20 protein-coding genes are annotated in these 26663 nt (G+C 67.3%); 17 read left to right on the top strand and 3 right to left on the bottom strand.

Features of this window, described 5'->3' with window-relative positions:
* Together AC07V5_RS27400 and AC07V5_RS27395 are read right to left on the bottom strand one after the other, a co-directional pair.
* A partial coding sequence (locus tag AC07V5_RS27400; RefSeq protein WP_495118783.1) for a beta strand repeat-containing protein occupies window positions 1-4337 on the bottom strand: 4337 nt, incomplete at its 3' end.
* Between the two features lie 409 nt (window positions 4338-4746).
* Window positions 4747-5409: a GntR family transcriptional regulator gene (locus AC07V5_RS27395; protein ID WP_495118782.1), complete on the bottom strand. Its 663-nt coding sequence runs from the start codon at window positions 5407-5409 to the stop codon at window positions 4747-4749.
* Window positions 5410-5504: 95 nt separating this feature from the next.
* On the opposite strand from AC07V5_RS27395, the gene scpA reads away from it, so the two are divergent.
* The 10 genes from scpA to AC07V5_RS27345 are packed head-to-tail and all read left to right on the top strand — an operon-like array spanning window position 5505 to window position 16144.
* A complete protein-coding gene (gene scpA / locus AC07V5_RS27390; RefSeq protein WP_495118781.1) occupies window positions 5505-7679 on the top strand; it encodes a methylmalonyl-CoA mutase in 2175 nt (724 codons plus the stop codon).
* Entirely contained in the window at window positions 7679-8104 is a 426-nt protein-coding gene (locus AC07V5_RS27385) for a GNAT family N-acetyltransferase (protein ID WP_495118780.1), read from the top strand. The genes scpA and AC07V5_RS27385 overlap by 1 nt, the downstream gene beginning before the upstream one ends.
* A complete protein-coding gene (meaB, locus tag AC07V5_RS27380; protein WP_495118779.1) occupies window positions 8101-9063 on the top strand; it encodes a methylmalonyl Co-A mutase-associated GTPase MeaB in 963 nt (320 codons plus the stop codon). The genes AC07V5_RS27385 and meaB overlap by 4 nt, the downstream gene beginning before the upstream one ends.
* A complete protein-coding gene (locus AC07V5_RS27375; RefSeq protein WP_495118778.1) occupies window positions 9060-9455 on the top strand; it encodes a VOC family protein in 396 nt (131 codons plus the stop codon). The genes meaB and AC07V5_RS27375 overlap by 4 nt, the downstream gene beginning before the upstream one ends.
* 5 nt (window positions 9456-9460) lie before the next feature.
* Window positions 9461-10993, top strand: coding sequence for an acyl-CoA carboxylase subunit beta (locus AC07V5_RS27370; RefSeq protein WP_495118777.1), 1533 nt, complete (start codon window positions 9461-9463; stop codon window positions 10991-10993).
* Complete coding sequence (locus AC07V5_RS27365) at window positions 10990-12132, top strand: hypothetical protein (RefSeq protein ID WP_495118776.1); 1143 nt, start codon at window positions 10990-10992, stop codon at window positions 12130-12132. The genes AC07V5_RS27370 and AC07V5_RS27365 overlap by 4 nt, the downstream gene beginning before the upstream one ends.
* Window positions 12129-12419, top strand: coding sequence for a helix-hairpin-helix domain-containing protein (locus AC07V5_RS27360; protein WP_495118775.1), 291 nt, complete (start codon window positions 12129-12131; stop codon window positions 12417-12419). Before AC07V5_RS27365 ends, AC07V5_RS27360 begins: the two co-directional genes overlap by 4 nt.
* Before the next feature lie 11 nt (window positions 12420-12430).
* Window positions 12431-14476, top strand: a complete 2046-nt coding sequence (locus AC07V5_RS27355; protein WP_495118774.1) for an acetyl-CoA carboxylase biotin carboxylase subunit — start codon at window positions 12431-12433, stop codon at window positions 14474-14476.
* A complete protein-coding gene (locus AC07V5_RS27350) occupies window positions 14469-15665 on the top strand; it encodes an FAD-dependent oxidoreductase (protein WP_495118773.1) in 1197 nt (398 codons plus the stop codon). Before AC07V5_RS27355 ends, AC07V5_RS27350 begins: the two co-directional genes overlap by 8 nt.
* 8 nt (window positions 15666-15673) lie before the next feature.
* On the top strand, window positions 15674-16144 hold the full coding sequence (locus AC07V5_RS27345; protein ID WP_495118772.1) for a VOC family protein: 471 nt from the start codon (window positions 15674-15676) through the stop codon (window positions 16142-16144).
* Here the strand turns inward: AC07V5_RS27345 and AC07V5_RS27340 are convergent.
* A complete protein-coding gene (locus AC07V5_RS27340) occupies window positions 16125-16892 on the bottom strand; it encodes a substrate-binding periplasmic protein (protein WP_495118771.1) in 768 nt (255 codons plus the stop codon). The two genes, AC07V5_RS27345 and AC07V5_RS27340, sit on opposite strands and share 20 nt — an antisense overlap.
* A gap of 306 nt (window positions 16893-17198) precedes the next feature.
* Between AC07V5_RS27340 and AC07V5_RS27335 the strand changes: the two genes are divergently transcribed.
* From AC07V5_RS27335 to AC07V5_RS27305, 7 genes are all read left to right on the top strand, one after another.
* Window positions 17199-18536, top strand: coding sequence for a hypothetical protein (locus AC07V5_RS27335; protein ID WP_495118770.1), 1338 nt, complete (start codon window positions 17199-17201; stop codon window positions 18534-18536).
* Window positions 18537-18617: 81 nt separating this feature from the next.
* Window positions 18618-19511 carry a LysR family transcriptional regulator gene (locus tag AC07V5_RS27330; protein WP_495118769.1) on the top strand — a complete coding sequence of 298 codons (894 nt, stop codon included), beginning with the start codon at window positions 18618-18620 and terminating at the stop codon, window positions 19509-19511.
* Complete coding sequence (gene leuC / locus AC07V5_RS27325; RefSeq protein WP_495118768.1) at window positions 19508-20920, top strand: 3-isopropylmalate dehydratase large subunit; 1413 nt, start codon at window positions 19508-19510, stop codon at window positions 20918-20920. Before AC07V5_RS27330 ends, leuC begins: the two co-directional genes overlap by 4 nt.
* A gap of 2 nt (window positions 20921-20922) precedes the next feature.
* Complete coding sequence (gene leuD, locus AC07V5_RS27320) at window positions 20923-21570, top strand: 3-isopropylmalate dehydratase small subunit (protein ID WP_495118767.1); 648 nt, start codon at window positions 20923-20925, stop codon at window positions 21568-21570.
* Window positions 21571-21572: 2 nt separating this feature from the next.
* On the top strand, window positions 21573-22667 hold the full coding sequence (gene leuB / locus AC07V5_RS27315) for a 3-isopropylmalate dehydrogenase (protein WP_495118766.1): 1095 nt from the start codon (window positions 21573-21575) through the stop codon (window positions 22665-22667).
* 85 nt (window positions 22668-22752) lie between these two features.
* Window positions 22753-23865: an aspartate-semialdehyde dehydrogenase gene (gene asd / locus AC07V5_RS27310; protein ID WP_495118765.1), complete on the top strand. Its 1113-nt coding sequence runs from the start codon at window positions 22753-22755 to the stop codon at window positions 23863-23865.
* Between the two features lie 276 nt (window positions 23866-24141).
* Complete coding sequence (locus AC07V5_RS27305) at window positions 24142-26658, top strand: FimV/HubP family polar landmark protein (protein ID WP_495118764.1); 2517 nt, start codon at window positions 24142-24144, stop codon at window positions 26656-26658.
* Window positions 26659-26663 lie beyond the last annotated feature (5 nt).

The raw sequence follows: 26663 nt of genomic DNA, 5'->3' as shown, positions 1-26663 counted from the left end.
ATCTGGGCGGTGGACAGGCTGCCGACCTCGTCGGAGGTCAGCGACTGCACCTGGTCGGAACTCAGGCCACGCAGGGCGGCCGTGGTGACGGCGCGCAGGTCGGCCGTCTCCATCTTGGACAGCTGATCGGTCGTCAGCGCGCCGAACTGGCCGGAGGACAGCGTGGCGAACTGGGCCGAGCCCATCGCGTTGAGGTTGTCGGTGGTGAGGCTGCTGAGCTGCGTGCTCGTCAGCGCCTGGACTTGCGTCGTGGACAGACGGGCGATCTGGTCCGTCGTCAGCACGTTGAGGTCGTCCGTCGTGAGACCGATGACCTGCGGGTTGGTGGTCAGCGAGTTCAGCTGGGCGCTGGTGAGGGCGCGCAGCTGGTCGCTCGTCAGGCCGTCGATCTGCGTGCTGGTCAGCGCCCGCAGCGCCGCGGTGGTGAGCGACTTCATGTCGCCCGCCTCGATGGAGGAGAGCTGGTCCGTGCTCAAGGCCGCGAGTTGGGCAGAGCTCAGCACGGCCACTTGCGCGGTGGTCAGGGCCACCATGTCGGCCGTCGTCAGGCCTTGCACCTGCACGCTGGTGAGTGCAGCGATCTGGCCGGTGGACAGGCTGCCGACCTCGTCGGAGGTGAGGGTTCCGATCTGGTCGGATGTCAGGCCACGCAGCGCCGCGGTCGTGACCGAGCGCAGGTCGGCGGTCTCCAGCTTGGACAGCTGATCCGAGGTCAGCGAGCCGAACTGGGTAGACGACAGCGTCGCGAACTGGGCGGTGCCCAGCGCGTTGAGGTTGTCGGTGGCCAGGTGGCTGAGCTGATCCGTCGTCAGCGATTGGACCTGGCTGGTCGAGAGCTTGTTGAACTGGTCGGAAGCGAGGCTGTTGAGGTCGTCCGTGTTCAGCGTGCTGACCTGGCCGGTGGTCAGGGCGTTGATCTGGGTGGAGGTCAGTGCGCGCAGCTGGTCGCTGGTGAGACCGTCCAGCTGGGTGCTGGTGAGGCCGCGAATGGCCGCGGTGCCGATGAAGCGGATGTCGCCGGTCTCGATGGCGGCGAGCTGGTCGGTGTTGAAGGAGCCGACCTGGCCCGAGCTGAGCACGGCCACCTGGGCCGTGGTGAGGGCCACCATGTCGCCGGTCGTCAGGCCTTGCAGCTGGCCGGTGGACAGTGCGCCGATCTGGGCGGTGGACAGGCTGCCGACTTCGTCGGAGGTCAGCGACTGCACCTGGTCAGACGACAGGCCACGCAGCGCGGCGGTCGTGACCGAGCGCAGGTCGGCCGTCTCCATCTTGGACAGCTGGTCGGTTGTCAGCGCGCTGAACTGGCCGGAGGACAGCGTGGCGAACTGGGCCGAGCCCAGGGCGTTCAGGCTGTCGGTGCCGAGGTGGCTCAGCTGCGTCGTGGTGAGCGACTGCACCTGGGCGGTGGTGAGCTTGTTGAGCTGGTCGGAGGCGAAGCTGTTCAGGTCATCCGTGTTCAGCGTGCTGACCTGGGCGGTGGTCAGGGCGGTGACCTGGGCGGAGGTCAGGGCGCGCAGCTGGTCACTCGTCAGGCCATCCAGCTGGGTGCTGGTGAGGCCGCGCACGGCCGCGGTGCTGATGAGGCGGATGTCGCCGGTCTCGATGGCGGCAAGCTGGTCGGTGTTGAAGGCGCCAACCTGGGCAGAGCTCAGCGTGCTGATCTGCGCGGTGGACAGGGCCACCATGTCGCCGGTCGTGAAGCCCTGGACCTGGGACGTGGAGAGCGCGCCGATCTGGGCGGTCGTCAGCGAGCCGACTTCGTCGGAGCTCAGAGTCTGGATTTGGTCGGACGTGAGGCCACGCAGGGCCGCCGTCGTCACCGAGCGCAGGTCGGCCGTCTCCAGCTTGGACAGCTGGTCCGAGGTCAGCGATGCGAACTGGCCGGAGGACAGCGTGGCGAACTGGCTGGAGCCCATCGCGTTCAGGCTGTCCGTCGTCAGGTGGCTCAACTGATCCGTCGTCAGCGACTGCACCTGGGCGGTCGTGAGCTTGTTGAACTGGTCGGACGTGAGGCTGTTGAGATCGTCCGTGTTCAGCGTGCGGATCTGGTCCGTCGTGAGCGCGTTGATCTGGCTGGAGGTGAGGGCGCGCAGCTGGTCGCTGGTCAGGCTGTCCAGCTGGGTGCTGGTGAGGCCGCGCAGCGCCGCCGTCGCCAGCGACTTGATGTCGCCGGCATCGATGGCCGCGAGCTGGTCGGTGTTCAGCGCGGTGACCTGGGCGGCGTTCAGCGTGCCGATCTGGGCCGTGCCCAGCGCGACGATGTCGGCCGTGGTCAGGCCTTGCATCTGGCCGGTGGTGAGGGCGGCGATCTGGGCCGTCGACAGCGAGCTGACGGCGTCGGAGCTGAGGGACTGGATCTGGTCGGAGGACAGGCCGCGCAGCGCGCCCGTCGTGACCGCGCGCAGGTCGGCCGTCTCCAGCTTGGACAGCTGGTCACTGGTCAGCGCACCGAACTGCGTGGAGGACAGCGTGGCGAACTGGGACGAACCCATCGCGTTGAGGCTGTCGGTCGTCAGGTTGCTCAGCTGGCCGGTCGTCAGCGCCAGCACCTGGGCGGTGGACAGCTTGTTGAACTGGTCCGACGCGAGGCTGTTGAGGTCGTCCGTGTTGAGCGTGCGGATCTGGTCCGTGCTCAGCGCGTTGATCTGGCCAGAAGACAGGGCGCGCAGTTGGTCGCTGGTGAAGCCGTCCAGCTGGGTGCTGGTCAGCGCGCGCAGCGCCGTCGTGCTCAGCGAACGGATGTCGCCGGTCTCGATGGCGGCGAGCTGGTCGGTGCCCAGCCCGGCCACCTGGGCCGAACTCAGCGAGGCGACCTGGCCGGTGGACAGGGCCACCATGTCGGCCGTCGTCAGGCCCTTGACCTGGACGGTGCTGAGCGTGGCGATCTGTGCCGTGGTGAGGCTGCCGACTTCATCGGAGCTCAGCGATTGGATCTGGTCGGACGACAGGCCGCGCAGCGCGCCGGTCGTGACCGAACGCAGGTCGGCCGTCTCCAGCTTGGACAGCTGATCCGAGGTCAGCGCACCGAACTGGGTGGACGACAACGTCGCGAACTGGGCCGAGCCCATCGCGTTGAGGTTGTCGGTCGTGAGGCTGCCGAGCTGGGACGTCGTCAGCGCCTGGACCTGGCCGGTGGAGAGCTTGTTGAACTGGTCGGACGAGAGGCTGTTGAGGTCGTCCGTGTTCAGTGTGCTGACCTGGGCGGTGGTCAACGCATTGATCTGGCCGGAAGACAGGGCGCGCAACTGGTCGCTGGTGAGGCCGTCCAACTGGGTGCTGGTCAGGGTCCTCAGCGCCGTCGTGGACAGCACCTTCATGTCGGCCGCTTCAATGGCGGCGAGCTGGTCGGTGGACAGGGTGGCGACCTGGGCGGAGCTGAGCACCGCGACCTGGGCCGTGCCCAAGGCCACCATGTCGCCGGTGGTCAGGCCTTGGACCTGCACGCTGGACAGCGCGGCGATCTGGGCGGTGGACAGGCTGCCGACCTCGTCGGAGGTGAGGGTGCCGATCTGGTCAGACGTCAGGCCGCGCAATGCGGCGGTGGTGACGGCGCGCAGGTCGGCCGTCTCCAGCCTGGACAGCTGATCCGAAGTGAGCGAGCCGAACTGGGCCGAGGACAGCGTGGCGAACTGGGCCGTGCCCAAGGCGTTGAGGCTGTCGGTGCCCAGGTTGCTGAGCTGGTCGGTGCTCAGCGACTGGATTTGCCCGGTGGTGAGCTTGTTGAACTGGTCGGACGTGAGGCTGTTGAGGTCGTCCGTGTTCAGCGTGCTGACCTGGCCCGTGGTCATCGCGGTGATCTGCGAAGAGGTCAGCGCACGCAGCTGATCGCTCGTCAGGCCGTCCAGCTGGGTGCTGGTCAGGGCGCGCAGTGCTGCAGTGGTCAGGAACTTGATGTCCGCCGCTTCCAGCGCGGCGAGCTGGTCGGTCGAGAAGCTCTTGGCCTGGCCGGAGTTCAGCGCGCCGACCTGGGCGGAGGTCAGGGCCACCATGTCGGCGTTGTTCAACCCGCGCAGCTGCGTGGTGTTCAGCTGGCCGATCTGGGCCGTGCTGAAGGCCTGCACCTGCTCCGTCGTCAGGAAGCTGATCTGGTCGGAGTTGAAGCCGCCGAGCGAGGCGGTCGAGATGGCTCGCAGGTCTTCGGTCTGGAAGGCCCGGAGCTGGTCGCTGCTCAACACCGAAAGGCCACCGGAGGTGATCACGGCGGCCTGGGTGGTGGTGAGGGCAATCAGCTGGTCGGTGCTGAAGGCGACCCAATCCTCGGTCGTGAAGTCCCGAATCGTCTGCGTTGTGAGACCGGGAATCCGCGAAACCGGAATGAAGGGGACGATGCTTGCCATGGCTTTTTACCTGCTGTGCTGATGGCCAGCGTCTCGTGGGAGGCGATGGCCGTGCGTCGAATGAGTGCCCTCGACGCTGGGCGCAATCTGGTTGTTCTGGTGCGCTGCCGAACGACCCTTGGCAGCCCCCGAAGCACTCTTGATCCGGGTAAACCCGCCTTCGCCCCAGGCGCAGACGTATCCCTAGATTTCAAGTGCTTCGATCGGTTATCGGGACCCTTGGGCTTGACTTGAGGAACAAAGTCTCAAATCGGCCCGCGGAGCTCGAAATCGGGCCTGCCGCTCCCGGTCCGAACATTCAGACAGGGGGTGGTTTACCCAGTAATCGCTATGCTAGTAAGCACTTAGCGAATTCACGAGCCGATAAGGGCGGGCTTTCGGTGGCAGTTCACGGCTGCCCCGTTTGCCTTCACGGAGCTGTCTGCGTCGCGCTCAATCCGTTACAAAAATGGGCTGACACCAGCGCCCGACAGGCCGTCGCATCCCGCGACAGCAGCGCCTTGACGATGGCGCGGTGTTCCTCCAGCGATTCCGCCAGCCGTCCCTCCCGGAACAGCGAATGGTGGCGGTTGAGCTTCATCAGCCGGCGCAGGTCGCCCACGATCTGCAGCCGCCAGCGGTTGCCGTCGATCTCCAGCACGCGCAGGTGGAAGCGCTCGTTGGCGGCGAAGAAGGCGTCGCGCGACGGTGTGGGTTCCTGGAGGGCTTCCTCCAGCGCCCGGTGCAGTTCGCCCAGTTCGTTCAGCTCGGCGTCGGTCGCTCGGGTGGCGACTTCAGCGGCGGCGTCACTTTCTAGAAGGGACAGCAGTTGATAGGCTTCCCGCACATCCCGCTCGCTCATCTCGGTTACGTAGGCGCCGCGCCGCAACTTCATCGTCACCAGGCCTTCGGAGGCCAGCACCTTCAGCGCCTCGCGCATGGGGGTGCGGCTGATGCCCAGCTCGGCGCAGAGCTTGAGTTCATCGATCCAGGAGCCCGGCTCAAGCTCCCGCGCCAGGATTTGCTGGCGCAGCCGGTCCGCGACCTGTTCGTACAGGGCCGAGGAGGCGAGCGGGGCGGTCTGATCGGGCATTGGGGCGGCGGGTGTCAGGCCAGTGTAGCGATTTTGAATTCATAATTATGAATGACGTGACGACTATGATGTCGCGCAGTTACAGGAGAGTTTCGATGTCGGACGCCAGCCGCGCCGGGGACGCCCCGGAGTTCAAGACCGCCACGCTGGAGCAGTGGACCAAGGCCGCCGCCAAGTCCGCCCCAGGCGGCGATGTGGCGGCGCTTAACTGGGTCACGCCCGAGGGGCTGACGGTCAAGCCGCTCTACACCGCGGCCGACGTGGCCGACCTGCCGCACGCCGACACGCTGCCAGGCTTCGAGCCCTTCCTGCGGGGGCCGCAGGCCACGATGTACGCCGCGCGGCCCTGGACCATCCGCCAGTACGCCGGCTTCTCGACCGCTGAAGAGAGCAATGCTTTCTACCGAAAGGCACTCGCCGCCGGCGGCCAGGGCGTGTCGGTGGCTTTCGACCTAGCCACCCACCGCGGCTATGACAGCGACCACCCCCGTGTGACCGGCGACGTCGGCAAGGCCGGCGTGGCCATCGACTCGGTGGAGGACATGAAGATCCTGTTCGACGGCATCCCGCTGGACAAGGTGTCCGTCTCGATGACCATGAACGGCGCCGTGCTGCCGGTGCTGGCCGGCTACGTGGTGGCGGCGGAAGAGCAGGGCGTGTCGCAGGACAAGCTGGCCGGGACCATCCAGAACGACATCCTCAAGGAGTTCATGGTCCGCAACACCTACATCTACCCGCCCGAGCCTTCGATCCGCATCGTCGGCGACATCATCGAATACACGGCGCGGGAGATGCCCAAGTTCAATTCCATCAGCATCTCCGGCTATCACATGCAGGAGGCGGGCGCCAACCAGGCGCTGGAGCTGGCCTTCACGCTGGCTGACGGCCAGGAGTATGTGAAGACGGCCATGGCCAAGGGCCTGAGCGTCGACGACTTCGCCCCGCGGCTGAGCTTCTTCTGGGCCATCGGGATGAACTTCTATCTCGAGATCGCCAAGATGCGCGCGGCCCGCCTCTTGTGGACCCGCATCATGAAGAGCTTCGGTGCGACCAGCCCGAAGAGCCTGATGCTGCGCACCCACTGCCAGACCTCGGGATGGAGCCTGACCGCCCAGGACCCGTACAACAACGTGGTGCGCACCACCATCGAAGCCATGGCCGCCGTTTTCGGCGGCACGCAGAGCCTGCACACCAACTCGCTGGACGAAGCCATCGCCCTGCCCACGGAGTTCAGCAGCCGCATTGCGCGCAACACCCAGCTCATCATCCAGGAAGAGACCCACATCACCAGCGTCGTCGACCCCTGGGCCGGCAGCTACATGATGGAGAAGCTCACCCAGGACATGGCCGACAAGGCCTGGGAAATCATCGAAGAGGTGAATGCCCAGGGCGGCATGATCAAGTCGGTGGACTCGGGCTGGGCCAAACTGAAGATCGAGGCCAGTGCGGCCGAAAAGCAGGCGCGCATCGACTCCGGCCAGGACGTCATCGTTGGCGTCAACAAATACAAGCTGGCCAAGGAAGATCCCATCGACATCCTCGACGTCGACAACGTCAAGGTGCGCGACGGCCAAATCGCGCGCCTCCAAGCCATCAAGGCCACGCGCGACACCGCCGCCGTGCAGGCCGCGCTGGCCGCGCTGACGCAGGCCGCCGAGAGCGGCGAAGGCAATCTGCTGGACCTGAGCATCAAGGCCGTGCGCCTGCGCGCGACGGTGGGTGAGGTGTCCGACGCGTTGGAAGCCGTCTTTGGCCGCCATCGCGCCGACACCCACAAGGTCAGCGGCGTCTACGCGGCGGCCTATGACTCGGCCGAAGGCTGGGCCAAGCTGCAAGGCGAGATTGCTGCCTTCGGCGACGACCAAGGCCGCCGCCCGCGCGTGATGATCGCCAAGCTCGGCCAGGACGGCCACGACCGCGGCGCCAAGGTCGTCGCGACGGCCTTTGCCGATCTCGGCTTCGACGTCGACATCGGCCCGCTGTTCCAGACCCCCGAGGAATGCGCCCGCCAGGCCATCGAGAACGACGTGCACGCGGTGGGCATCTCCACGCTGGCCGCGGGCCACAAGACCTTGGTGCCGGCCATCATTGCCGAGCTGAAGAAGCAGGGCGCCGACGACATCATCGTTTTCGTCGGCGGCGTGATCCCGGCGCAGGACTACGACATGCTGTACGCGGCGGGCGTGAAGGGCATCTACGGCCCGGGCACGCCCATCCCGGCGAGTGCCAAGGACGTGCTGGAGCAGATCCGCCTGCAGGTGGCCGCCTGATGACGCCCACGCTGGCGCCTGTCGTTGACGCCGACTTCGAGGCCATGCTGGCCCTGCGAATCGAGGCGCTGCGCGACAGCCTGGAGCGGCTGGGCCGCTTCAACCCCGAGGTGGCGCGGGCGCGGCTGAAGAGCCAGTTCCGGCCGGAGTGGATGCAGCACCTCGTCGTGGACGGCGAGCGCGTCGGCTACTTCACCGTCGAGCCGCGCGAGAGCGAACTGCGCCTGCATCACCTCTATCTGCGGCCCGCAGCCCAAGGGCAGGGCGTCGGCGCCTGGGTGCTCGATCAGATCAAGTCGCAAGGCCTGCCCATCACGCTGGCCGCGCTGCGCGAGAGCCGCGCCAACGACTTCTATCGCCGCCACGGCTTCAAGGTGGTCGAGGAGCAGGATTTCGACATCGAATACCGCTGGGAGGCTGCTTGAGTCTTGCAGCGCTCCTCCAGGCCGGCGACCGCCGCGCACTCGCCAAGGCCATCACGCTGATCGAGTCCACCCGGGCCGATCACCGCGAGCAGGCCGACGCACTGCTGACCGGGCTGATGCCGGCCACCGGCAGCGCGCTGCGCCTGGGCATCTCCGGCGTGCCGGGCGTGGGCAAGAGCACCTTCATCGAAGCCTTTGGCATGTTCCTGCTGGAACGCGGCCACCGTGTGGCGGTGCTGACCGTGGACCCATCCAGCACCGTATCCGGCGGCGCCATCCTGGGCGACAAGACGCGCATGGAGCGGCTCTCCATGGACCTGCGCGCCTTCATCCGCCCCAGCCCCAGCAGCGGCACGCTCGGCGGCGTGGCCGAGAAGACGCGCGAGGCCATGCTCCTGTGCGAGGCCGCGGGCTATGACGTCGTCATCGTCGAGACCGTCGGTGTGGGCCAGAGCGAGACGGCGGTGGCTGGCATGACCGACCTCTACCTGCTGCTGCAGCTGCCCAATGCGGGCGACGACCTGCAGGCGATCAAGAAGGGCGTCATGGAGCTGGCCGACCTCGTCGTCATCAACAAGGCCGACCTGGACGACGTGGCCGCCACGCGCGCCCAGGCGCAGATCACATCCGCGCTGCGCCTGCTGCCCACGCATGCCCACGCCACGCAGCGCGTCATGAAGGTCAGCGCGCTGAAGGCCGATGGCATCGCGCCCGTGTGGGACGCGCTGACGGCGCTGCGCACGGCGAGTGAAGCCAGCGGTGCTTGGGCTGCCAAGCGCCGCGAGCAGTCGCTGGCCTGGATGTGGGCGCGCATCCAGTCGGGGCTGAAGCAGGCCTTCGTTGCGCATCCCGGCGTGAAGAGCCAAATCGATGCGACAACGGCGGCAGTTCGTGAAGGCCGCACGCCGGCATCCACCGCTGCGCGCCAGTTGCTGGCCACTTTTCGGAGCCCCACATGATCACCGGACTGCATCACATCAACCTGCGCGCGCCGGCCGAGCTGCTCGCCACACTGCGCGACTTCTACCGCGACGTGCTTGGCCTCGATCAAGGGCCGCGCCCCGACTTCGATACCCATGGCTACTGGCTCTATGCCAACGGCCATCCGGTGGTTCATCTGTCCACGCAGCGGGCGAACGAGGCGGTGCGCGGCCCCGTCAACCCGGCTGCGCCGACGACCTTCGACCACACGGCTTTCTACGGCACCGACCCCGTGGCAACAGCTGTCCATCTGCGCGCACTGGGCGTGCCCTTCCACGAGTCCCGCTCACCCGTGACCGGCCAGCACCAGTTCTTCTTCCAAGACCCCGCCGGCAACGGCGTGGAGATCAATTTCCCGTTTGAGGGCTGAAACCCATGCAAGACATCCTGCAAGCACTCGAAGCCAAGCGCGCCCGTGCGCGGCTCGGCGGTGGTGAGAAGCGCATTGCCGCCCAGCACGCCAAGGGCAAGCTGACCGCGCGCGAACGGCTGGAGCTGCTGTTCGACGAAGGCAGCTTCGAGGAATGGGACATGTTCGTCGAGCACCGCTGCGTGGACTTCGGCATGCAGGACAACAAGATCCCGGGCGACGGCGTCGTGACCGGCTACGGCATGATCAACGGCCGCCTGGCCTTTGCCTTCAGCCAGGACTTCACCGTCTTCGGCGGCGCGCTGTCCGAAGCCCATGCCGAGAAGATCTGCAAGGTGATGGACCAGGCCATGAAGGTCGGCGCCCCGGTCATCGGCCTGAACGACTCGGGAGGCGCGCGCATCCAGGAAGGCGTCGCATCGCTGGGCGGTTATGCCGACGTCTTCCAGCGCAACGTGATGGCCTCCGGCGTCGTGCCGCAGATCAGCATGATCATGGGCCCCTGTGCCGGTGGCGCCGTGTATTCCCCGGCGATGACCGACTTCATCTTCATGGTGAAGGACAGCTCATACATGTTCGTCACCGGCCCTGAGGTCGTGAAGACCGTGACGCACGAGGAAGTGACGGCCGAGGAACTGGGCGGCGCGACCACGCACAACAGCCGCAGCGGCGTGGCCGACCTGTCGTTCGAGAACGACGTGGAAGCGCTGCTGATGCTGCGCCGCTTCTTCAACTACCTGCCGCTGTCCAACCGCGAGAAGGCGCCTTGCCGCCCCAGTGGCGACCCCGCCAACCGGCTGGACCTGTCGCTGGACACGCTGGTGCCCGAGAACCCCAACAAGCCCTACGACATCAAGGAACTGATCCTCAAGGTCGTCGACGACGGCGACTTCTTCGAGCTGCAGCCCGACTACGCCAAGAACATCGTCACCGGCTTCGGCCGCATGGAAGGCCAGACGGTGGGCATCGTCGCCAACCAGCCGCTGGTGCTGGCCGGCTGCCTGGACATCAAGAGCAGCATCAAGGCCGCGCGCTTCGTGCGCTTCTGCGATGCCTTCAACATCCCCGTCATCACCTTCGTCGACGTCCCCGGCTTCATGCCCGGCACCTCGCAGGAGTACGGCGGCATCATCAAGCACGGCGCCAAGCTGCTCTACGCCTACGCCGAATGCACGGTGCCCAAGATCACCGTCATCACCCGCAAGGCCTACGGCGGCGCGTACGACGTGATGGCCTCCAAGCATCTGCGCGGCGACGTCAACTTCGCCTGGCCCAACGCCGAGATCGCGGTGATGGGCGCCAAGGGCGCGGTGGAGATCATCTTCCGCGAGGACAAGGGCGACCCGGCCAAGCTGGCCGCCCGCGAGGCCGAATACAAGGCCCGCTTCGCCAACCCCTTCATCGCCGGCAGCCGCGGCTTCATCGACGACGTCATCCAGCCGCACGAGACGCGCAAGCGCATCTGCCGCAGCCTGTCGATGCTGAAGGACAAGAAGCTGGAGAACCCGTGGCGCAAGCACGGGAACATTCCGCTGTGAAGCACGCCTGGTTTTTGGCGCTGGCGCTGTTGGCCTCGCACGCGCTGGCTGCGCAGCACAAGGACGCAGCCAGCGGCTGCGCGGTGTCGGCTCCGGCCTATCTGGCCAGTAGCGACTATGTGTTCAGCTACCAGGGTGCTTGCCGCGACGGCCTCGCCGAAGGCCAGGGCAAGGCCATCTGGACGCTGCGCAATTCGCCCCAGCATCGCGAGGAATGGGCAGGGCGTTTCAGCGCCGGTGTCTACCTGCCCGAGCCCTCGCAAGGCCTCAAGGCGCGCGCCCTGCGAGGTGACAACGTGCTGTTTGATCTTGGCCCCCTGCCCAAGCTGGAGGGCATGAGCCCGCGCCTGGCTGTGGAGGCCACCAGCGAGCTGGCCAAGTATCCCGACCCCTGCAAGCCCGACACCCTCTTCGTGCTGCAGGCCGACGGCCCGGCGTTGGTGTCGGACGACGTCGCCAAGCAGATGCTGCGCTCTGCGCTGGACAAGCTCAAGCTCCGCTGCGGCGACGACCGCCTGCGCGAGCGCGGCCGGCCTGGTGGCGAGCGCAGCCATGTGCGCATCCGGATGGCGCCGCAGGCTGATCTGGAGGTGGATCAATACGGCAACCCCAAGGGCATCGTGGCCGAGGCCTCGCTGCCGCTGGACGCGGGCAAGGATTTCACCCAGTACAGCAACAGCGCTGCCAGCCAGCAGCGCCAGCGCCAAGCGCGTGAAGAGAGGGACGCTCAGAAACAGGCCAATGCACAGCGCCTGCAGGCCTTTGCCAAGCCGCTGGGTGCGGGCATCTGGGTCGGCCTGAATGCGCTGGCGCAGAACCCCTTCCGCTACCAGGATCAGGTCGTGCTGACGGCCGTGAAGCTCAACGATGTGGTTGCGCCGACGCGTGCCCGCGTAACGGCTGTTGGCGGTGGCTACCAGAGCAGCTTTGCCCTGATCGAAGGCGAAGGGCTTGCCAAGTGGGAGCCCGGTGCCCGCGTCCTCGCCGTCAAGGTTCTGGGGCGCTTGCCCAACACCGATGCCGATCTGCCCGCCGGCTTGCATCTGCAGCTGGTGGGCCAGTTGACCTGTTCGCAGGGGGACTGCGGTGATCGCCTGTCCCTGCCCAACCCGCTGCGTGACGGCGAGGCGCTGCCATGAGCAAGGCCAGTTGCGCCGCCGAGGCGTTCAAGCTCACGGACATCCCCAACATCGGCAAGGCGATGGAAGCCGACCTGATCGGCCTGGGGCTGCCCACGCCCGCGCACGTGAAGGCCATGGACCCGTTCAAGACCTATGACCGCCTGCGCGACGCCCAGGGCCGGCTGCACGACCCCTGCGTGCTGGACACCTTCATGGCCGCCCACGATTTCATGAACGGCGGGCCTGCCCAGCCGTGGTGGAACTTCACCGAGCAGCGCAAGAAGCTGCTGGGCAAGACGAAATAACGAGGTACTGCATGTTCACCAAGATCCTCATTGCGAACCGCGGCGAGATTGCGTGCCGGGTTATCGCGACCGCCAAGAAGATGGGCATCGCCACCGTCGCCGTCTACTCAGAGGCCGACAAAGACGCGCGCCACGTGGAGCTGGCCGACGAAGCCGTGCTGCTCGGCCCGGCCCCGTCGCGCGAGAGCTATCTCGTCGCCGACAAGATCATTGCCGCCGCCAAAGACACGGGGGCGCAGGCCATCCACCCCGGCTACGGCTTCCTGTCCGAGAACGAGGAGTTCGCGCGCCGCGTCGAGGAGGAAGGCCTGGTCTTCATCGGCCCCAAGCACGGCTCCATCGCGGCGATGGGCGACAAGATCGCGTCCAAGAAGCTGGCCACGGCGGCGGGCGTCAACACCATCCCGGGCCACAACGAGCCCATCCTGTCGGCTGAAGAAGCCGTCGGCATCGCGGCCAAGATCGGCTACCCGGTCATGATCAAGGCCAGCGCTGGCGGTGGTGGCAAGGGCTTGCGTGTGGCCTTCAACGACAAGGAGGCCTTCGAAGGCTTCACGTCGTGCCGCAACGAGGCGCGAAACAGTTTTGGTGACGATCGCGTCTTCATCGAGAAGTTTGTCGAGGAGCCGCGCCACATCGAGATCCAGGTGCTGGGTGATTCACAGGGCAGCGTCGTCTACCTGTGGGAGCGCGAGTGCTCCATCCAGCGTCGCCACCAGAAGGTCATCGAGGAGGCGCCGTCGCCCTTCATCAGCGAGGCCACGCGCCGTGCGATGGGCGAGCAGGCGGTGGCGCTGGCCAAGGCGGTGAACTACCAGAGCGCCGGCACGGTGGAGTTCGTCGTCGGCAAGGACCAGAGCTTCTACTTCCTGGAGATGAACACGCGGCTGCAGGTGGAGCACCCGGTCACCGAATGCATCACGGGACTGGACCTGGTGGAGCAGATGATCCGCGTTGCTGCCGGCGAGCCGTTGACCTTCACGCAAGCCGAGATCAAGCGCGAGGGCTGGGCCATCGAGTGCCGCATCAACGCGGAAGACCCGTTCCGTAACTTTCTGCCCAGTACCGGCCGCCTGGTGCGCTACCAGCCGCCCGAAACGACGATGGCGCAGGCCGAGCCGCAGCGCTTCGGCGTGCGCGTGGACACCGGCGTCTACGAGGGCGGCGAGATCCCGATGTTCTACGACTCGATGATCGCCAAGCTCATCGTGCACGGCCGTGACCGGGCCGACGCCATCGCCAAGATGCGCGAAGCGCTGAACGGCTTCGTCATCCGCGGCGTGTCCAGCAACATCCCCTTCCAGGCCGCGCTGCTCGGGCATGCGGACTTCGCCACCGGCAACTTCAACACCGGCTTCATCGCCCAGCATTACGCCGGCGGCTTCAGGGCCGAGGACGTGCCGCACGACGACCCGCTCTTCCTGGTGGCGCTCGCCGGCTTCATCCGCCGCAAGGCGCGCGAGCGCGAGGCCGGCATCAGCGGGCAACTGCGCGGCCACGAGGTGCAGATCGAGCACGACTACGTGGCTGTCGTGAACCTGGGGGGTGGCCGCAGCGAGCGCCACGCGCTGCACATCAGCGAGTTCGCTGGTGCGTTGGGCGAGGCGCGCGTGCAGGTGGGCGACAAGGATTACCGCATCGTCTCCAGCTCGCGGCTGAACGACGTGCGCATCAGCGGCACCGTCAACGGCCTGGCCTTCACCGCCCAGGCCGAGCGCGGCACGGCCAAGAACCCGCTGGCCTACCGCATCCAGCACGGTGGCCGCTCCGTCGAGCTGACCGTGCTGAGCCCGCGTGCGGCCGAACTGCAGGCGCTGATGCCCTACAAGGCGCCACCAGACACGTCCAAGTTCCTGCTGTCGCCAATGCCGGGCCTGCTCGTGCACCTGGCCGCCCAGGTGGGCCAGACCGTGCAGGCGGGCGAGAGGCTCGCGGTCATCGAGGCGATGAAGATGGAGAACATCCTGACTGCCGTGCAGGATGTGCAGGTTGCCGAGATCCTGGCCAAGCCGGGCGAAAGCCTGTCGGTGGACCAGCCCATCCTGCGCTTTGCCTGATTCCGTCGCCATCGTCGGCGCGGGCGTGGCCGGCGCAGCGGCGGCCATCCGCCTGGCGGAGCGCGGTGTCGCCGTCGACCTGTACGAGGCCGTGCCCGAGCCGCAGCCCATTGGCGCCGGCCTGCTGCTGCAGCCTACGGGTCAGCGCGTGCTGGCGGCGATGGGCCTGCTGGACGAAGCGCTGGCGCTGGGCACACGCGTGGACCGGCTGTTCGGGGACACGCCCGCGGGCCGTGCGGTGCTGGACATGAGCTACCGGCGCTTTCATCCCGAGGCTTGCGGCCTGGGCATCCAGCGGGGCGCGTTGATGGGCATGTTGTGGCGGCGCGTGCGCGAACTCGGCGTCCGCTGGCATTGCGGTGTTGCGGCCGAGGGCTTCGAGCAGGATGAGGCCGGCGTCACGCTGCGCATGTCCGGCGGCGCCACGGCTCGGCATGCCGCGCTGATCCTCGCCAACGGCAGCTTCTCCAGGCTGCGCGAGGGCATGAAGGTCCAGCAGCATGCGCGCCCCTTTCCCTGGGGCGCCGTGTGGACCGTGCTGCCGGCGCCGCCGGGCTTTCCGCAGATCGAGCTGCGCCAGCGCTTCCGCTCGGCCTCGCAGATGCTGGGCCTGATGCCGGTTGGCAAGGCGCATGCCGACGACGGCGAGCGCGGCATCAATCTGTTCTGGAGCCTGCCGGTGGCTGAGCTCGAAGGCTGGCAGCAGCGCCTCGGGCTGGACAAGCTCAAGCAGCAGATGACCACGCTCTTTCCCGACGTCGCGCCGCTGCTCGACGGCCTGCGCGACTCGGCCCAATTGCGCGAGGCCCGCTACGCCGACGTCCACATGGCGCGCTGGCACGATGGCCGCGTGCTGGCCATCGGTGACTGTGCCCACGGCATGAGCCCGCAGCTGGGGCAGGGAGCCAACATGGCGCTGATCGACGCGCATGAACTCTCGGCCGAAGTCGGCGGTAGCTGGCCCGGCGTGTTCGAGCGCTACAGCCGGCGCCGCCGTGCCCACCTGCGCTTCTACGGCCAGGCCAGCAAGGGCCTCACGCCGATGTTCCAGTCTCACGCCGTCGTCGCGCCCTGGCTGCGCGACCGCTTCTTCGGCTGGGGTGGGCGGCTGCCCTACATCCATCAACAATCCATCGCCACGCTGGCCGGCGTCAAGACTGGCTGGCTGTGGGGGCGGCTCAAACTCTGATGACCCTCATGAGCAACACCACGCGACCCTTCAAAGTCCTCGGCCTGCAGCAGATCGCCATCGGCGGCCTCGACAAGTCCAAGCTGCGCCACCTGTGGGTGGACCTGCTGGGCGTGCCGGTGACCGGCAACTTCCGCAGCGAGCGCGAGAACGTCGACGAGGACATCTGCACGCTGGGGCAGGGCGCCCACGCGGTGGAGGTGGACCTGATGCAGCCGCTGGACCCCGAGAAGAAGCCGGCCGTGCATGCCACGCCGCTGAACCACGTCGGCCTGTGGGTGGACGACCTGCCGGCGGCCGTGCAGTGGCTGGAGGCTCAGGGCCTGCGTTTCGCGCCGGGCGGCATCCGCCGTGGCGCGGCGGGCCATGACATCTGCTTCGTGCACCCCAAGGGCAACGACCAGTTCCCGTTCGGCGGTGAGGGCGTGCTGATCGAACTCGTGCAGGCACCGCCCGAGGTCATCGCGGCGCTGAACTGAGTCTGCCGTCGAGGCCGTAGCGGCGCTGCAGCGCCGTGAGCGCGGCCTGCTCGTCGCGCAGGAAGCGATTGAACTGGCTGACCAGCCCGGCGTGGCGGATGCTCGAGAGGCGGTAGTGAGGGTTGTAGGCCGTTGGCGCCAGCACCCGGGAGGGTTCGAGGGCCGCGGGCTGGCCCAGTTGCTCGAGCTGGTAGAGCGCCACCGGCAGCGCAACCTGCACCCCATCGACGCGGCCGGCCAGAGCCATGCGGATCAGGCGTGACGGGTCGCCGGCTTCGGTCACGCGCAGGCTGCCGTCCTGGATTTGCGGCAGAAAGCGCTTGGGTGTGAAGCCGCGCACGATGCCCAGATTGCGCACCGGTTCGTCACGTTTGCCGGCCGGCACCATGACGACATCCTGGAAGGGCACGGCCGGCTCGGAATAAGCCAGTGGCAGGCCGCGCTTGGCCTCGGTCTCCCAGCTTGGGTTGTCGGGAAAGACGCCATCAAGCCGGCCGGCGACATGCTCGGCGGTCAGCCGCTTGGTGGGCAGGGGGATGTAGTCGAAGCGGTGTCCGTGGCGGCGGGCAAACAGGTCCAGCATCTCGCGCACATAGCCTCGGTATTCGCCATTGCCCGCCGTGCGCATGATGGGGGCGTAATCGACATCCTCGACGCCGATGACGAAATGGTCGGCTCGAGCGAGGCTGGCGGCCAGCAGCGGCAGCGCCGCGAGGCAGGTGAAGAAGCTGGCCTGGAGTCGTCGCATGAAGCCTGTGGGTCTGCGGAGGCCCGGCATCCTCGCACAGGCCTGGGCGCGGCAAGCCGAGCTTGCCTGCCGGCGAAGCGGTTCGCAGGCTGCGAAGCGGCGATTCCCGAATCACCGCTTCTGCGCCGTCGTACTCGCCCGTAACCTGCGTGCAGCAAAACTTGCATGTGTCGCGCTGGGCTGACCGGCCCGTGGCACACCGGGAGGCGAGGGGGCCACAAGCCGTTTCGCGGGTTCGGTGCAAGGCTTTGCCCAGCACGGGCCAGAATGCGCGGCTTCTCCATGCCACTGCTGCCGCTGCCGCCGATGCGCCTCCCCACCGCCCTGCTTGCCCTGCTGCTGCCCACCTTGGCGCAGGCCTGGGGCAACCACACACCCATGTGCTACCGCGCCTTCGAGCGCATGCCCGAGGTTGCGAGCGCCGCGCCGGTGAAGGCCGAGCCGCTGGTCGACTTCCTGCGCGAACAGGAGGTTGCCATCGCGCGTGCTCTCGACGCGCAAGAGGCCTGGGCCCGTGAGCATCTGAAGAACCACGCACCCCGCCCGGATTTGCTGCGCTTCGTGCCCGACGCCAAACGCAGCGACGCCGACCGCCGCACCGCTTTCCTGCGCGCGCTGCGCCTCTCGCCGCAATCCAAGCTGGCGCTGTATCTGCAGGTGGACCCGCGCGATGCGGAATCGACGCGGCCGCCCATCGAAGCCGCCCTCGTCACCGCTGTGAAGCCCGGCGCGGGTGCCACGCAGCGCTTCGTGGCGCTGCAGCCCGGCGAGGCTGTTGCGCCGCTGGCCGTGCTGGCCTCGGCCTGCGACGAACCCGACTACGGCCACGACCTCAACCTGTTCGACGACAACCCCGGCCGCCCGACGCCGGGCTACGGCTTCGGCAAGCAGCCCTTCGGCAACGCGGCAGTCGCCATCGGCTCGCAGGCGCCTTTCCATATGGGCTTCTTCCACCAGGGTGGCGTCTTCAACACGCTGGCGCCGAGCTTCGCCCGCACCTTCGCCGAACTGCGGGTGCAGCAGTATTCCGGCCTCGCCGTGCTGGCCTGGCAGACCGGCCATGCTTACTGGGGCTGGCGCTTCGCCGGCCTGGCCTTGCACCATGTCGAGGACCTGACCCAGCCCTATCACGCCAGTGCCGCACCGGGCGCGACGCTGGGCCACATGATGTGGGTCAACCTCAAGGCCCAGCTCGGCGCGCCGGCTGACCGGCAAGGCCTGGTCGTGCTGCAGGGCAATCGCCATTTCGTGCTGGAGCAGTTCCAGACGCGCTGGATCATCGACAACGCGCGCCAGCGCCGCGATGGGCCGCTGGAACTGGCTTTGCGTGACGCCGCCCGCGACGCGCGCTACCCGGCCTGGAGCGCCAGCTATGTGCGCGAAGTCGTCGCGGCCGAGGCCTTCCAGGCCGGCCCGACGACAGACGCGGCCGTCGTTGTCGGCGCGCCGGCGAAATTCGTCACTGACCCCAATTTCGACTTCGCCGCCAACGAGGCCCAGCTCGGCCCCGAGCTCGCGCGCGACTTGCAGGGCCAGCGCGACGGCCTGCATCAGACCATCGCCGAGCTGCTGGGCCACTTCGGCGCCCATAGCCGCAATGCCTTGCGCGGGATGCTGAAACAGGCGGGCCAAGCGGCGCGTTGAATTTCGTCATTGGCGAAGCGGGCGTCGCTTTTTGGCGCAGAATTGGCTTCTTCACGAAGGCTATGCTGGAGTCAAACGACCATGCGCCACGACCTCACCACCCTCAATCTCGTGCTGGCCATCGAGCAAACGCGCTCGATCACCCGCGGTGCGGCCCAGGAACATCTGGCCCTGGCTGCGGCGAGCAAGCGCCTGTCTGACCTGGAAAGCCGCCTCGGCGTGCAGCTCTTCGAGCGGCGCGCACGCGGTGTCGAACCGACCGAGGCGGGGCGGGCGCTGGTGCGCCACATCCGCTCGCTGCATGCGTCCCTCTACGCCCTCGAAACCGAGGTCATGGAGTTTTCGCGCGGCATCAAGGGCCATCTGCGCATCGCCGCCAACAGCAGCGCCATCACCGAGGCGCTGCCGCCCCATCTGGTGGGCTTCTCGCAAGCGCACTCGCAGATTCGCATCAGCCTGGAAGACTTGACCAGCGCCGAGGCCCAGGCCGCGGTAGCGGAAGGGCGCGCGGACATCGGCGTGTTCTCGCCGCCGCTGCTGGACAACCGCCTGCAGACCTGGACCTTTGCCCACGGCCGTTTGGCGGCGCTGGTGCCTTTGAAGCATCCGTTGGCCCAGCGCGAGGAAGTGAATTTCGACGATTTGCTGGCCTATGACCTCATCGGCCTGCATGCCGGCGCCAGCGCCCAGGAGCTGATGCGCGAACAGGCCGCGGCGCGCGGCAAGACGCTGAACGCTCGCTGGCAGGTGCGTGGCTTCGACGCCATCGCCCAGCTCGTCGAGGCGGGCCTGGGCGTGGCCGTGCTGCCCGAGCAGCCGGCCGAGCGCTTCACGCGCGTCTTCGGCGTGCGATGCCTGCGCCTTGAAGAGCCCTGGGCCGAGCGCGAATATGTACTGGGCGTGTTGCGCCAGCAGCGGCTGCCGACGGTCGTGCAGCGCTTTGTCGACACGCTGATTCCCCGAGACAAGCAATGACCTCACGCACTCTTTACGACAAGCTCTGGGATGAGCATGTCGTGCACTCCGAGCCGGATGGCACGGCGCTGCTCTACATCGACCGCCACCTCGTTCATGAGGTGACCAGTCCGCAGGCCTTCGAAGGCCTGGACCTGGCCAGCCGCAAGGTCTGGCGCTTGAGCGCGAACCTGGCCGTCAGCGACCACAACGTGCCGACGACGGACCGCAGCCAAGGCATTTCGGACCCGATCTCCAAGCTGCAAGTCGACACGCTGGACGCCAACTGCGACCGCGTCGGCATCACGCAGTTCAAGATGAACGACAAGCGCCAGGGCATCGTGCACGTCATCGGTCCGGAGCAGGGCGCCACGCTGCCCGGCATGACCGTCGTCTGCGGTGACAGCCACACCTCCACGCATGGCGCCTTTGGCGCGCTGGCCCATGGCATCGGTACCAGCGAGGTCGAGCATGTGCTGGCCACGCAGACCCTGTCCGCCAAGAAGGCCAAGAACCTGCTGGTCAAGGTCGAAGGCCAATGCCCCAAGGGCGTCGGCGCCAAGGACATCGTGCTGGCCATCATCGGCAAGATCGGCACGGCCGGCGGCAACGGTTCCACCATCGAATTCGCCGGCTCGGCCATCCGCGCGCTGAGCATGGAAGGCCGCATGACGGTCTGCAACATGGCCATCGAAGCCGGCGCCCGCGCTGGCCTGATCGGCGTGGACGACACGACCATTGCCTACGTCAAGGGCCGCCCCTTCTCGCCGCAGGGCGTGGAGTGGGACCAGGCCGTCGCCTACTGGCGCACGCTGCACACCGATGCCGGCGCGCATTTCGACAAGGTCGTCGAGCTGGACGCCGCGCAGATCCGCCCGCAAGTCAGCTGGGGCACCTCGCCCGAGATGGTGCTGGCTATTGACGAGCGCGTGCCCGACCCCGACAAGGAAAAGGACGCCGTCAAGCGCGGTGCCATCGAGCGCGCGCTGACCTACATGGCGCTGGAGCCCAACAAGGCCATCAGCGACATCCACGTCGACAAGGTCTTCATCGGCTCGTGCACCAACAGCCGCATCGAGGACATGCGCGAGGCCGCGGCCGTCGTGCGCCGCGTGGGTGGTCGACTGGCCAAGAACATCAAGCTGGCCCTGGTCGTGCCGGGCTCCGGTCTCGTCAAGGCGCAAGCCGAAGCCGAAGGCCTCGACCAGGTCTTCAAGGCTGCTGGCTTTGAGTGGCGCGAGCCGGGGTGCTCCATGTGCCTGGCGATGAACGCCGACCGGCTGGAGCCGGGTGAGCGCTGCGCATCCACCAGCAACCGCAACTTCGAAGGCCGCCAGGGCGCGGGTGGTCGTACCCATCTCGTCAGCCCGGCCATGGCTGCTGCAGCCGCGATGACCGGCCATTTCGTCGACGTTCGCACCCTGAGCTGACCATGGACAAGTTCACCATCCACAAGGGTCTCGTCGCGCCCATGGACCGCGACAACGTCGACACCGACGCGATCATTCCCAAGCAGTTCCTGAAGTCGATCAAGCGCAGCGGCTTCGGCCCCAACCTGTTCGATGAATGGCGCTACCTGGACCACGGCGAGCCTGGCCAGGACCCGGCCAGCCGCAAGCCCAACCCTGATTTCGTGCTGAACCAGCCGCGTTACAACGGTGCCAGCGTGTTGATCGCGCGCAGCAACTTCGGCTGCGGTTCCAGCCGCGAGCACGCACCCTGGGCGCTGCAGCAGTACGGCTTCCGCGCCATCCTGGCGCCGAGCTTCGCGGACATCTTCTTCAACAACTGCTTCAAGAACGGCCTGCTGCCCATCGTGCTGCCGGAGAGCGCCATTGCGCGCCTGTTCGACGAGGTCTACGCCTTCCCGGGCTATCAGTTGGTCGTCGACCTGCCGCGCCAGGTGGTGGTGAAGCCCGATGGCGCCGAACTGCCCTTCGACATCGAGCCCTTCCGCAAGGAATGCCTGGTGGGCGGCCTCGACGAGATTGGCCTGACGCTGCAGCACACCGACAAGATCCGCGCCTATGAAGCTGCCCGCATTGCGGCGAAGCCCTGGCTCAACAATCGAGTGATTTGAAGATGAAGAAGATTGCAGTCCTGCCGGGCGACGGTATTGGCCCGGAAATCATGGCCGAGGCCGTCAAGGTGCTGAAGGCACTGGACCTGCCTTTGCAACTTGAATGGGCCGATGTTGGCGGCAAGGCCTACGAGACCAGCGGCCACCCGCTGCCCCCCGCCACGCTGAAGCTGGCGCAGGAAGCCGACGCCGTGCTGTTCGGCGCCGTGGGCGACTGGAAGTACGACAAGCTGGAGCGCTCGTTGCGCCCCGAGCAGGCCATCCTCGGCCTGCGCAAGGCGCTGGGCCTGTTCGCCAACTTCCGCCCGGCCATCTGCTACGAGCAGCTGACGCACGCCTCGTCGCTGAAGCCGGAACTCGTGGCCGGCCTCGACATCCTGCTGATCCGCGAACTGACCGGCGACATCTACTTCGGCCAGCCGCGCGGCCGCCGCACGGCCGTGGACGGCCACTTCCCCGGTACCGACGAAGCCTTCGACACGATGCGCTACTCGCGCCCCGAGATCGAGCGCATCGCCCACGTCGCCTTCCAGGCGGCTCGCAAGCGCAACAAGCGCCTCACGAGCGTCGACAAGGCCAACGTGCTGGAGACCTCGCAGTTCTGGAAGGACATCGTCATCGAAGTCCACGCCCAGTACCCCGACGTCGAGCTGGACCACATGTACGTAGACAACGCCGCCATGCAGCTCGTCAAGGCGCCCAAGAAGTTCGACGTCGTCGTGACCGGCAACATGTTCGGCGACATCCTCTCGGATGAGGCCGCGATGCTGACTGGCTCCATCGGCATGCTGCCGTCCGCCTCGTTGGATGCCAACAACAAGGGCCTCTACGAACCCAGCCACGGCAGCGCGCCGGACATCGCGGGCAAGGGAATTGCCAACCCTCTGGCTACAATCCTCTCCGCTGCCATGATGCTCAAGTTCTCCCTCAACCAAGCCGACGCTGCCGCTCGTATCGAGATGGCCGTGCAGTCGGTGCTGGCCCAGGGCTTGCGCACCGCCGACATCTGGTCTGAAGGCACCTCGAAGGTTTCCACCATCGAGATGGGCGACGCTGTCGTCAAAGCCATTACGACCACGAAAACCATCAAGAGCTAACGCTCCGTCTCGTCTCGCCCCTCCAAACCCGGCGAACGAGCCGGGGCCCAAAGTGGATGGGGTTTGGTGAAGCAAAGGAATGATGATGACGACCTTGGTAGGCCTCGTAGGCTGGCGCGGCATGGTGGGCTCGGTGCTCATGGAGCGCATGACCACTGAACGCGATTTCGACCTGATCGAGCCGCTGTTCTTCTCGACCTCCAACGCCGGCGGCGATGCCCCGGCCCAGGCCAAGAACGAGAAGGCGCTGCAAAACGCCTTCGACATCGAACAGCTCAAGCGCTGCGACATCATCATCACCGCCCAGGGCGGCGACTACACGACCGAGGTCTACCCCAAGCTGCGCGCCGCAGGCTGGAACGGCCACTGGATCGACGCGGCCTCCACGCTGCGCATGGCCGATGACGCCGTCATCGTCCTGGACCCCGTCAACCGCCCGGTCATCGACCAGGCGCTGAGCAACGGCGGCAAGAACTGGATCGGCGGCAACTGCACCGTCAGCTGCATGCTGATGGGCGTGGGTGCGCTGTACAAGGCCGGCCTCGTCGAGTGGATGTCCACGCAGACCTACCAGGCTGCCTCCGGCGGTGGCGCCCAGCATATGCGCGAACTGCTGACGCAGTACGGCACGCTGAACGCAGCCGTCAAGCCGCTGCTGGACGACCCCAAGAGCGCCATCCTCGAGATCGACCGCCAGGTCATCGCCAAGCAGCGTTCGCTGAGCGCTGAAGAAACCGCCAACTTCGGCGTACCGCTGGGCGGCTCCTTGATCCCCTGGATCGACAAGGACCTCGGCAACGGCATGTCCAAGGAAGAGTGGAAGGGCATGGCCGAGACGAACAAGATCCTCGGCTCGGGCTCCATCCCGGTCGACGGCTTTTGCGTTCGCGTCGGCGCCATGCGCTGCCACAGCCAGGCCCTGACCTTCAAGCTGAAGAAGGACGTGCCGCTGGCCGACATCGAGGCCATGATCCGCGCCGACAACGAGTGGGTGAAGTACGTGCCCAACACGCGCGAAGACACGCTGCGCGACCTGACGCCGGTGGCCGTCACCGGCACGATGACCATCCCTGTTGGCCGCGTACGCAAGCTAGCCATGGGCCCCGAGTACCTGGGTGCCTTCACCATTGGTGATCAGCTGCTGTGGGGTGCGGCCGAACCGCTGCGTCGCATGCTGCGAATCCTGCTCGAGCGTTGACCCGCTTACACGCACTTACTCGTTGACCTAGGGTTCACCCGGGCGTCGATATTGGAGCGAAGCGACACATCAGGTACCCCTTGAGCATTTCCGCGTATATGCTTGATGCCGTTGTGTTTTTGATTCCAGACTCGACACAGGCCAGACCGTGCAGACTAGGTTCATGCAGTGCGTGCTGAAGATCGAGACAGGCGGGGCCCTCAACAGCCCCGCCTTGTTGCTTTGGGGAATGCCTTGAAAGACCACATTCGCGACGCATTCGAGGGAGTTCGACCCATGGGCTTTGCTCGCCATCACCTCGCGCTCGCCGCCGCCCTGTTTGTAGCCGGCAGCGGCGCACACGCTTTGGGCTTGGGCAAGCTGAGCGTGCAGTCGGCCCTCGGCGAGACCATGCGTGCTGAAATCGACGTCACCAGCCTGACGCCGGAAGAAGCTTCCACGCTCAAGGTGCGTGTTGCACCACCCGAGTCCTACCGCACCAGCGGCGTCGAATACAACCAGGTGCTGACCTCGGCCCAGGTTCAGGTCGTGCGCAACAACGGTCGCACCGTGCTGCGCGTCAGCAGTGAACGCTCCGTGCAGGAGCCGTTCGTCGATGTCATCCTCGAGCTGACCTGGTCCAGCGGCCGCCTGGTGCGCGAATACACGCTGCTGTTCGACCCGCCCGGCCTGTCCAGGCCCGCTCCCGTCATCACCGCGCCGCCGGCCATCGCCGCCGCGCCGGCCACCGCGGCTTCCAGCGAAGCCGTGCCCGCACCGGCACCCGCCGTGACGACGGCACTGCCGCGCAACGGCTCTGCCTCCGCGCCGGTTGCCGTGGCTCGCCCGCCTGTGCCGGCACCTGCCCCGGTGCGCCCGGCCGTCACCGGGTCCTCCGAGTACGCGGTGCGCCCGGGTGACTCGCTTTCCAAGGTTGCAGCCCGCACCCAGGTGAGCGGCATCTCGCTGGACCAGATGCTGGTCGGCCTGTTCCGCAACAACCCCGACGCCTTCATCGACGGCAACATGAACCGGCTCAAGGCCGGCTCCGTGCTGCAGGTGCCGGGCAGCGAAGCGCTGGCCTCCGTTTCCAACGGCGAGGCGCGTCAACTCATCCTGGCCCAGAGTGCTGACTTCTCGGCCTACCGCCAGCGCCTCGCTTCCGCCGCACCGACGCTGCAGAACACCGAGAGCGAGCGCCAGTCCAAGGGCCAGGTGCAGGCCGCTGTCGAAGACCGCAAGCCTGCCGCCGCGCCAACGCCCGACAAGCTGACGCTCAGCAAGGCCGGTGGCGCTGCCGCTAGCGCTGCCGAGACCAAGCTGTCCAAGGAAACCGAGAAGAAGGACGCCGCCGCCCGCGTGGCCGAGCTGACCCGCAATGTCGAGGAGCTGAAGAAGCTGTCGAGCGCGGCCAAGCCGGCTGCGACCGTGGCCTCTGCGGCGCCCGCGCCCGCGCCTGCCACGCCGGCACCGGTGCTGCCCGCTCCCGCGCCGGTTGTCGCCGCTGTCGAGGCGGCCTCGGCTGCCGCTTCCGCGCCGGTCGTTGCCGCGGCAAGTGCCGCTGCATCCAAGCCTGCGGCCCGCGCCAGCGCGCCCCTGGCCCCGCCGCCGGTGGCCGAACCACCCGGTTTCATCGAGCAGTTGCTCGACAGCCCGATCGTGCTGCCGCTGGCAGGCGTGCTCGTCGCCGTGCTGGGCGGACTGGGCCTTTACCGCCTGCGTTCGCGTCGCCCGGCCAATGCGGCCGAGACGGGTTTCCACGAAAGCCGTCTGCAGCCCGATTCGTTCTTTGGTGGCACCGGTGGCCAGCGCGTCGACACGCGTGACGCTCAGAACAGTGGCCAGTCGTCGATGAGCTACTCGCTGAGTCAGCTCGACGCGATCGGCGACGTCGATCCGGTCGCCGAGGCCGACGTCTACCTGGCCTACGGCCGCGACCTGCAGGCCGAGGAAATCCTCAAGGAAGCCCTGCGCGCCAACCCGACGCGCCTGGCCATTCGCCTGAAGCTGCTGGAGGTCTACGCCAAGCGCCGCGACACCAAGGGCTTCGAGCAACTTGCCGTGCAGCTCTATGCCGAGACCAAGGGCTCCGGCGAGGACTGGGCCAAGGCGCAAGAGCTGGGCCGTGGCATCGACCCGGACAACCCCCTCTACCAGCCTGGCGGCGCACCCGCCCACGTCGAGGATGGCCCGGAACTGCGTCCCGAGCCGATGAACGCCAGCACGCTGCCGCAGACGGCGCTGCCCCCAGGCGCCGCTGCAGCCGCCGCGGCGGCTCATATGGCGACGGATGCGATGCGCGGTGGCCCGGACACAGGCCCGGTGAGTGGCTTCGACCTGGCGCTGGACCTCGACCTCGACGCCCCCGAACCGGTTTCGCCGCACGCGATGGCCGCGACCCAGGCCATGCCTGCCTCGGTGGAGCAGGCGCCGCTGACGATGGATTTCGACATCTCCGCCCGTGGCACGCGCACCGCGCCGCCCGCGCCTGATCTGAACTTCGACCTCAGCGGCATGGGTGGCCTGCCGGTCAGTGCATCGCCTGCTGCGCCGGCGTCCGCCTCCACCGATCTGGACTTCGACCTGGGCGAACCCACCCAACCCGGCGAGACCGACCCCGACCATCTGTCCCAGGCCCTCGATGCGCTGGGCGATGACGACGGCGACCCGCTGCTGCGCCAGCTCGAACTGGCCGACGAGTTCCGCCAGATCGGCGACACCGAAGGTGCCCGCGAGGTGCTGCAGGAGCTGATCCAGCGCGCCAGCGGCTCGCTGCGTGACCGGGCTCAGGCGATGCTGAACGACCTCCGGTAAGCGCA

Source organism: Roseateles sp. GW821-FHT02E12, from assembly GCF_059421665.1.
Note: the sequence above shows the minus strand (reverse complement) of the source record. Positions and strands in the feature narration are given on the sequence as shown.

Coding starts and splice junctions, on each gene's coding strand:
- AC07V5_RS27395 (WP_495118782.1), bottom strand. CDS start 5,409: ATGCCCGATCAGACCGCCCCGCTCGCCTCCTCGGCCCTGTACGAACAG.
- scpA (WP_495118781.1), top strand. CDS start 5,505: ATGTCGGACGCCAGCCGCGCCGGGGACGCCCCGGAGTTCAAGACCGCC.
- AC07V5_RS27385 (WP_495118780.1), top strand. CDS start 7,679: ATGACGCCCACGCTGGCGCCTGTCGTTGACGCCGACTTCGAGGCCATG.
- AC07V5_RS27375 (WP_495118778.1), top strand. CDS start 9,060: ATGATCACCGGACTGCATCACATCAACCTGCGCGCGCCGGCCGAGCTG.
- AC07V5_RS27370 (WP_495118777.1), top strand. CDS start 9,461: ATGCAAGACATCCTGCAAGCACTCGAAGCCAAGCGCGCCCGTGCGCGG.
- AC07V5_RS27360 (WP_495118775.1), top strand. CDS start 12,129: ATGAGCAAGGCCAGTTGCGCCGCCGAGGCGTTCAAGCTCACGGACATC.
- AC07V5_RS27355 (WP_495118774.1), top strand. CDS start 12,431: ATGTTCACCAAGATCCTCATTGCGAACCGCGGCGAGATTGCGTGCCGG.
- AC07V5_RS27345 (WP_495118772.1), top strand. CDS start 15,674: ATGAGCAACACCACGCGACCCTTCAAAGTCCTCGGCCTGCAGCAGATC.
- AC07V5_RS27340 (WP_495118771.1), bottom strand. CDS start 16,892: ATGCGACGACTCCAGGCCAGCTTCTTCACCTGCCTCGCGGCGCTGCCG.
- AC07V5_RS27335 (WP_495118770.1), top strand. CDS start 17,199: ATGCGCCTCCCCACCGCCCTGCTTGCCCTGCTGCTGCCCACCTTGGCG.
- AC07V5_RS27330 (WP_495118769.1), top strand. CDS start 18,618: ATGCGCCACGACCTCACCACCCTCAATCTCGTGCTGGCCATCGAGCAA.
- leuC (WP_495118768.1), top strand. CDS start 19,508: ATGACCTCACGCACTCTTTACGACAAGCTCTGGGATGAGCATGTCGTG.
- leuD (WP_495118767.1), top strand. CDS start 20,923: ATGGACAAGTTCACCATCCACAAGGGTCTCGTCGCGCCCATGGACCGC.
- leuB (WP_495118766.1), top strand. CDS start 21,573: ATGAAGAAGATTGCAGTCCTGCCGGGCGACGGTATTGGCCCGGAAATC.
- asd (WP_495118765.1), top strand. CDS start 22,753: ATGACGACCTTGGTAGGCCTCGTAGGCTGGCGCGGCATGGTGGGCTCG.
- AC07V5_RS27305 (WP_495118764.1), top strand. CDS start 24,142: ATGGGCTTTGCTCGCCATCACCTCGCGCTCGCCGCCGCCCTGTTTGTA.